The sequence below is a fragment of the Anabaena sp. UHCC 0253 genome (assembly GCF_009712085.1).
In the GTDB taxonomy this organism is placed as follows: Bacteria; Cyanobacteriota; Cyanobacteriia; order Cyanobacteriales; family Nostocaceae; genus Dolichospermum.
Genome location: NZ_VILD01000003.1, coordinates 148,338 through 155,659, shown reverse-complemented (window position 1 = coordinate 155,659; position 7,322 = coordinate 148,338). Strand labels below are relative to the sequence as shown.

General features: G+C 37.8%; 6 protein-coding genes. 4 read left to right on the top strand and 2 right to left on the bottom strand.

From position 1 onward, the window contains the following. Positions 1–546, top strand: a 546-nt coding sequence (locus FJR38_RS08995; protein ID WP_168536586.1) for a transposase, incomplete at its 5' end; no start/stop codon positions are given. Between the two features lie 29 nt (positions 547–575). Here the strand turns inward: FJR38_RS08995 and FJR38_RS08990 are convergent. After that, positions 576–1,349, bottom strand: coding sequence for an ABC transporter permease (locus FJR38_RS08990; protein WP_168536584.1), 774 nt, complete (start codon positions 1,347–1,349; stop codon positions 576–578). Between the two features lie 163 nt (positions 1,350–1,512). Here FJR38_RS08990 and FJR38_RS08985 point away from each other — a divergent pair, with 163 nt between their 5' ends. The 3 genes from FJR38_RS08985 (at position 1,513) to FJR38_RS08975 (ending at position 6,247) form a co-directional block, all read left to right on the top strand. After that, the gene (locus FJR38_RS08985; protein ID WP_168537200.1) at positions 1,513–3,450 is read left to right on the top strand and encodes an FAD-dependent oxidoreductase; all 1,938 of its coding nucleotides are present in this window, start codon (positions 1,513–1,515) and stop codon (positions 3,448–3,450) included. A 376-nt stretch (positions 3,451–3,826) separates the two neighbouring features. Further along, positions 3,827–4,372, top strand: a complete 546-nt coding sequence (locus FJR38_RS08980; protein ID WP_168536582.1) for a hypothetical protein — start codon at positions 3,827–3,829, stop codon at positions 4,370–4,372. A 360-nt stretch (positions 4,373–4,732) separates the two neighbouring features. Then, positions 4,733–6,247, top strand: a complete 1,515-nt coding sequence (locus FJR38_RS08975; RefSeq protein WP_168498396.1) for an AAA family ATPase — start codon at positions 4,733–4,735, stop codon at positions 6,245–6,247. A 199-nt stretch (positions 6,248–6,446) separates the two neighbouring features. Here FJR38_RS08975 and purB read toward each other — a convergent pair. Next, positions 6,447–7,322: adenylosuccinate lyase (gene purB, locus FJR38_RS08970; RefSeq protein WP_168536580.1), on the bottom strand; the 876-nt coding region annotated here is incomplete at its 5' end.

Below are 7,322 nucleotides of genomic sequence, written 5' to 3'. Positions count from 1 at the left end.
GCTTTGTGTTGGGTGCATGAGGGAAGACATTATAAAAAGTTAAGTCCGTTTATTGCTTGTCACCAAACGATTTTAAAAGATTTTCTGGATGATTTCTGGGATTACTACCGAGACTTACTTGCTTACAAAGATTCTCCCAGTCAACAAAAGGCTGAAAAACTCCGGTCTGAGTTTTGGAAACTTTTTTCGCTTCAAACTGGTTATGAACAGTTGGATGAGCGAAAACGATTAACGCTGCTAAAAATTTCCGAGTTGCTTTTAGTATTAGAGCATCCTGAATTGCCTTTGCATAATAATCCGGCAGAGTTAGCTGCTAGGACAATGGTGCAACGGCGTAATATTAGTTATGCCACTCAAACTCTTGAAGGTACTCAGGCTTGGGATACTTTTATGTCTCTTGTTGCTACTACTCGTCAGTTGGGTATCAGTTTTTTTGAATATATCCGTGACCGCATTTCTCAGACTGGGAATATTCCCTTTTTGGCAACTATTATTCGCGAAAAATCTGCTCTCAATTCTTTTGGTTTGTCATGGATGCCTGAATAACTCTTTCCCCGATATATTGAGGGGATACATTACAATCTCCTTTCTACCATTAACATCCTTCTATAAGATAACCAACCACAAATTAACATAACTAATGCAAACAATAAGAGAAAAATAAAGTGTGATTGAATATCGTTGATATTATTTCCCTGAGCAGAAACTCCTAAGAGGGCTTCATTCATGTGATATATTGGATTATATTGAGCAATATCTAAGAGGGTTTTGGGAAATAAAGAAGTTGGTAAAAATGCTCCTCCTAAAATTAATAAAGGAACTCCAAAAGCCGCAACTAAAGCATTAACATCTTCAATTCTGCGTGCTAATTGTGTACCCAAAATAAAGCCTAAACCAACATAAGCCACTATACTTAATAAAATAATTGTGATTCCCAAAACAATCGAACCTTTAAATGTTGCACCCCAAAAAGCAGCAATAGTATAAACCAGCAGAGTTTGTCCTATACCAATGGTACTATGAGCGAGGAAAATTCCTAAAAAATAGGATGTGCCACTTAAGGGAGAAATGAACAAGCGTTTGAGGGTTTGTTGTTCTCTTTCTGCAACTACAGTTGCGACACTTCCACCCAAACAACTAAAAAAAAGTGCCGCACCTACTAATGTTGACGGTGCAGCGTTTTCAAAAGCTACAGCCATTGTGAATTTTGCCCGTTCTGATAAAATAAATGCGTTGAGGATTAAAATTGAAATGGGAAAAATACTCCAAAAAATGAGGCTGCGTCTGCGTCGGAAAAGTTCAATTAAAATCCGCTGAGTGACAGCAATAGTTTCTTGCCAATACTTCATTTTGATTAGTTAATATCTAATTTTACCACATTATATCCCTGACTTCTGCAAGAAATCTGGGATATTTAAGATGATTATACATTGGCAATTTACAGAAAAAGCTGTTAAATTCTATTTATCATTTGCTGCTGTATTTCATCGTGAAAGTTTAATTGCATTAATCATGAGCCAAAAAATTAGTTTACCAGAAGTATCTACCATTTCCCGGCGGACATTATTAAAATTATTTGGTGTAGGGACTATTGTCGGAGTCACTGGATATTCCCGTTTTAGTAAACCACAACCAACAATTTTTCAACTTGATACTCTGGAGTTACCCAGAATGATCAATAATCATAAAAGTGTAGTTGTAATTGGCGGGGGTTTAGCCGGTTTAGCTTGTGCTTATGAATTAGTTCAGCGAGGATTTACAGTTACACTTGTAGAAAAGTCTCCCCAACTTGGTGGCAAAATTGCCAGTTGGAAAATTGAGGCTGTGGGTGAAACTTTTATGATGGAACATGGGTTTCATGGGTTTTTTCCCCAATATTATAACTTAAATAGTTTAGTATCAGAATTAGAGATCAAGGATAATTTCAAATCCTTAAATTCTTATTCTTTAGTTTATCGTGGTTCTCAATATCAACCAGAGGTATTTCGTCCGACACATTCGGCTTTTCCTTGGAATATTGTAGATTTAGCGATCGCTTCTCCTAATCGCTTAAAATGGGGGATTAATCTGACCAAGTTTAAGCATTTAGAGGTTTTTCAAGCTATTAGTGGTTTTCAGCGAGAAAAAAATTATCAACGTTTTGATCATATATCTGTTGCGGATTGGGTAAAAACGGAATTTCCCCAAGGTTTATATGATTTGTATTTCCTTCCTTTTGCTAAATCTAGTTTAAATTCACCAGATTTAATGAGTGTAGGTGAATTAATGCAGTTCTTCCATTTTTACTTTTTTGGTAATCCCGAAGGACTGGCTTTTAATGGCACAAAAGATGATATGGGGACAAGTTTAGTCCAACCTATTGCTGAAAGTATTCAAAAAAATGGGAAAATTATCACAGATGTAAATGTGAGTGAAATTGTCACTAAAGCGGGGAAAATTTCAGGAATTAAATATTATGTAGATGACAATCAAGATCATGTCCCTTTTTCAGTTCAGCGCAACTCTACTATGAACGATGAAAAAATGACATATTTTGGTGCTGCTGATGAGGTTTTTGCAGTTGCTGATGATAGTCAAACAGCAATTTCTCTGACTTGTACCCATCAAGGTTGTACTGTCAAAAAAGCAGCAGATGGACAGTTTCATTGTCCTTGTCATGGTGCAGTATTTACCGCTGATGGGAAGGTTGTTAAGGGACCTGCTAAAAGAGATTTAGCAACGTTTAAAATTATGGAAAAACAGGATGATAAATTGCAATTAGTTGCAGTTAATCAAACATCATCAGCACCAGAAATTATCAGTGCAGATTATTATGTTTTTGCTACAGATGTTCCTGGAGTTCAACAATTATTTAAACGGATGAATGGGAATGTTGATAAACAAGTGCGATCGCAAATTGAAAAATTGAGTATTGCTGATCCTTTTGCTGTCTGTCGTTTCTGGCTTGATCAAGATTTTCAATGGGAACATAGTAATTTTACTTCTTTGTCTGGTTATGCACTCACTGATAGTATTACTCTCTATCATCGCATTCAACAACAATTTATTGATTGGGCAGAAAAAACAGGAGGAAGTGTGGTAGAACTACACGCATACTGTTATAAAGAAAAAGCATTTCCTACCCAAGAAGACTTATTAACAACCTTTGAAAATGAACTCTATGATATTGTTCCGGAATTGAAAACAGCTAAAGTTTTACATCGGGAATTAGTCAATCAACATAACTTTTCTGGTTATCCTCCCTATAGTTACAAAGAACGTCCAGAAACAAACCCAAATATTAGTAACTTATTCTTTGCTGGTGATTGGGTAAAAATGCCGTTTCCCTGTGGTTTAATGGAAAGAGCAGTCAGCAGTGGATTATTAGCTGCTAATGAAATTTTACATCAAGAAGGATTACAAAGGCGATCGCTTTTAACAGTCAATCCAGAGGGATTATTGCAAGTTTAAATCAAGTTATTAGCCAGGAAATTCTCCACTCCTGGCTATCATAAATTTTACACCACTGGCTTCACCGACTGCAAGCAAGTGTCTTGGCTATAATTTATATTATACTTCCTTCCCACTAGAAGTTTATCCATATATAATATGTATGATATATTAGTCTAATCAGGAAAGCAACCTCAGTAAATATATGGAGGTTCAGATTTTTTTGAAGACACAAAAATCTCAAACTCATCCAGAGCGATGACAAAGATATATATCAATAAACAAATTATTTGGGCATAGGTTTTTGAGACTAGTTTCTTAGTGTTTTTATCTAAGTACCAAATTTCTTTTCCCCTTTTCAATTGAAAATACTGACAATTAAACTATAAATAAAAAGATGGCAGATGAATTACTTAAGTGTATAAAATGTAATGGCTTTGTTAGTAGCCGACTGACAAGATGTCCTCATTGCAAAACAGAAGATTATAAAGTTTTATATAACAACTGTTTAATTTGTCGTCAAAACTTTCCTGTGACTAAACATGAAATTTCCACGAAAAAATTTCATGATGAATGTCGTGCAAAAGTAGATTCAGAATGGAAAAATAGCGATATTTATACTAATATCCAATGTCCTTTATGTAAAACAAATCATTATATAATTAAATCAACTACTTCTTGGCACTGCAATAAATGTGGTCATCCTATCACAGAGGGAATTAATGCTTATATTTTTAAAAGCTGTTCTATTTGCGACTTACCTTTATATCAAGATTCATCAATTCGACATCGCATAAATGGTCAAGTTCATTATTTCCATCATATATGTTTGCAATCTCCAGAAAACCGTAATCTTGTTCAAGATTTACTTTATAAAGAACAAAAGAGGGTGAAAAAACAAAAAACCGATAATCTTAAAAAAAAATTTTGTGGTCTGTTGTAGTATTAGTAGGAATTAGTCTCATCCAAACAAAAATTTTAATAGTTGGCATTATTATGATACTATTAGGTATATTCGGAATACATCAGACAATTAGAAATGTCAATATTGTGAATTAATCCCCTGCCATTAACAATACCTTGTCCATTTTTTGTAGGTTGGGTAGAACGAAGTGAAACCCGACGTATTTGTTGGGTTGCGCTGTCGCTTAACCCAACCTACAAATCAAGACTTTTTTTGATTTGGACAAGGTATTAATTAACAATGGACAATATACAATTGATAAATAAGAAAACCAAGTATTACTTTGAGTAATAACATCAAATTTCATTTTTTCCTAACATTAAAAATTTCTGCTTTCTTATGAATTTCCGTGATGAATTTAAACTTTTACTCCGCGCCCGCTACCCATTAATTTATATTCCCACCTATGAAGAGGAAAGAGTGGAAGCGGCGATTCGAGAAGAGGCGATCAATCAAGGTAATCGTCCAGTGTACACTTGGGATTTCGTGGATGGGTATCAGGGAAGTCCTAATGATGTAGGATTTGGCAAACGTAACCCATTACAGGCTTTAGAGTTTGTCGAAAAATTGACAGCTACTGCACCTGCGGTATTAATTTTACGGGATTATCATCGGTTTTTGGACGATGTGGCGATCGCTCGTAAACTCCGGAATTTAGCCCGACTGCTGAAATCGCAACCGAAAAATATTGTTTTATTATCACCACGGGTAGCTATTCCTGACGATTTGACAGAAGTATTGACAGTGGTTGAATTTCCTTTACCCAACGCCCTAGAAATCAAAACCGAGGTAGAACGATTATTAGCAGCAACTAATAATTCCCCTTCTGGTAGATTTTTGGATGATTTAGTGCGTTCTTGTCAAGGGTTATCCATGGAAAGAATTCGTCGGGTATTAGCGCGAGCGATCGCCTCCCATGGACAATTACAACCAGAAGATGTAGATTTAGTCTTAGCAGAAAAGCGTCAAACAATCCGCCAAACCCAAATTCTCGATTTTTACCCCGCCACTGAAGAAATCACTGATATTGGTGGTTTGGATAATTTGAAAGATTGGTTAATTCGCCGCGGTGGTTCATTTAGCGAAAAAGCCCGCCAATATGGTTTACCTCATCCCCGTGGATTAATGTTAGTGGGAATTCAGGGAACTGGAAAATCTTTAACAGCCAAAGCGATCGCCCATCATTGGCATTTACCTCTGTTACGCTTAGACGTAGGGCGTTTATTTGGCGGTTTAGTAGGTGAATCCGAATCCCGCACTCGGCAAATGATACAGGTAGCAGAAGCCCTTGCGCCTTGTATACTCTGGATTGATGAAATTGATAAGGCTTTTTCTGGTTTGGGTAGCAAAGGTGATGCCGGCACTACCAGCCGAGTATTTGGGACTTTTATCAATTGGTTAGCCGAAAAAACTTCCCCTGTATTTGTCGTAGCCACTGCTAACGATATTCAAGCCTTACCACCAGAAATGCTGCGGAAAGGCCGATTTGATGAAATTTTCTTCGTCGGTTTACCTAGCCAAGAAGAAAGAAAAGCGATTTTTAATGTGCATTTATCTCGCTTACGTCCCCATAACTTGAACAGCTATGAAATAGAGCGGTTAGCCTACGAAACCCCCGACTTTTCTGGAGCAGAAATTGAGCAAACTTTAATTGAAGCCATGCACATAGGCTTTAGCCAAAACCGCGATTTCACCACAGATGATATTTTAGAAGCCGCTAGTCAAATTATCCCTTTAGCCCGAACTGCTGTCGAGCAGATTCAGAAACTCCAAGAATGGGCAGCGGCTGGAAGGGCGCGTTTAGCTTCCAAATACAGTCCTTTGAGTGAACGTATTCAACGGCAGAATTCATAGCAACCACCCGGATTCTCAGTAGGTTGGCGTTAAAAATAGTCATTGGGGCAAGGAAGGGAGCAGGGGCGCAGGGGAGCAGGGGCGCAGGGGAGCAGGGGCGCAGGGGAGCAGGAAATAAGTTTCCCAATCACCAATCACCAATCACCAATCACCAATTACCAATCACCAATTACCAATCCCCAATCCCCAGCCTCCAGGCTTAAATACCTAGTCTTTGATAAACTTGTTCTAAATGCTGGAGATGATGTTGTGGATCAAAACAGGCTTCTATCTCTGCTGGTGACAAGTTTTGAGCGACACGAGGATCTTTGCTGATTAAATCACGGAAGTTTCCTTCGGGTTTATTCCATGCTGTGTGGGCGCTTTCTTGAACTATAGAATATGCTTCTTCGCGGTTAAGTCCTTTGTCTATTAAAGTGAGTAATACTCTTTGACTAAAGACGACTCCGCCATAACAGTTGAGATTTCGAGCCATATTTTCGGGATAAACCAACAGGTTATTTACCAAGTTGGTGATTTCGTGCATCATGAAATGAGTCAAAATGCAAGCATCTGGTAAAACCACTCGTTCTACAGAACTGTGGGAAATATCCCTTTCGTGCCATAAAGCGACGTTTTCTAAAACTGCTCCTGCATGACTTCTCACCAGTCGCGCCATCCCTGTTAACCGTTCAGAACGGATGGGATTACGCTTGTGAGGCATTGCACTAGAACCTTTTTGCCCTTTGGCGAAAAATTCTTCCACTTCTAAAACGTCTGTTTTTTGCAGATTACGAATTTCTACAGCAAAACGTTCTATGGATGCAGCGAGTAATGCTAACTGTTGCACAAAGTCAGCATGAATATCACGGGAAATTACCTGTGTGGAAGCAGTATCAGGTTTGAGTCCGAGTCTTGCACAAGCGATCGCTTCTACACGAGGTTCAATATTGGCGTAAGTTCCCACCGCACCGGATATTTTACCAACAGCAATAGTTTTCCTCAAAATTTGCAAGCGTTCTTTGTGTCGTAATACTTCCGCTAACCAACCAGCTAACTTAAAACCAAAAGTAATTGGTTCAGCGTGAATACCATG

Excerpts from the sequence above, each read along its gene's own strand:
- FJR38_RS08975 (WP_168498396.1), top strand. The coding sequence starts at position 4,733 with ATGAATTTCCGTGATGAATTTAAACTTTTACTCCGCGCCCGCTACCCA.
- FJR38_RS08990 (WP_168536584.1), bottom strand. The coding sequence starts at position 1,349 with ATGAAGTATTGGCAAGAAACTATTGCTGTCACTCAGCGGATTTTAATT.
- FJR38_RS08980 (WP_168536582.1), top strand. The coding sequence starts at position 3,827 with ATGGCAGATGAATTACTTAAGTGTATAAAATGTAATGGCTTTGTTAGT.
- FJR38_RS08985 (WP_168537200.1), top strand. The coding sequence starts at position 1,513 with ATGAGCCAAAAAATTAGTTTACCAGAAGTATCTACCATTTCCCGGCGG.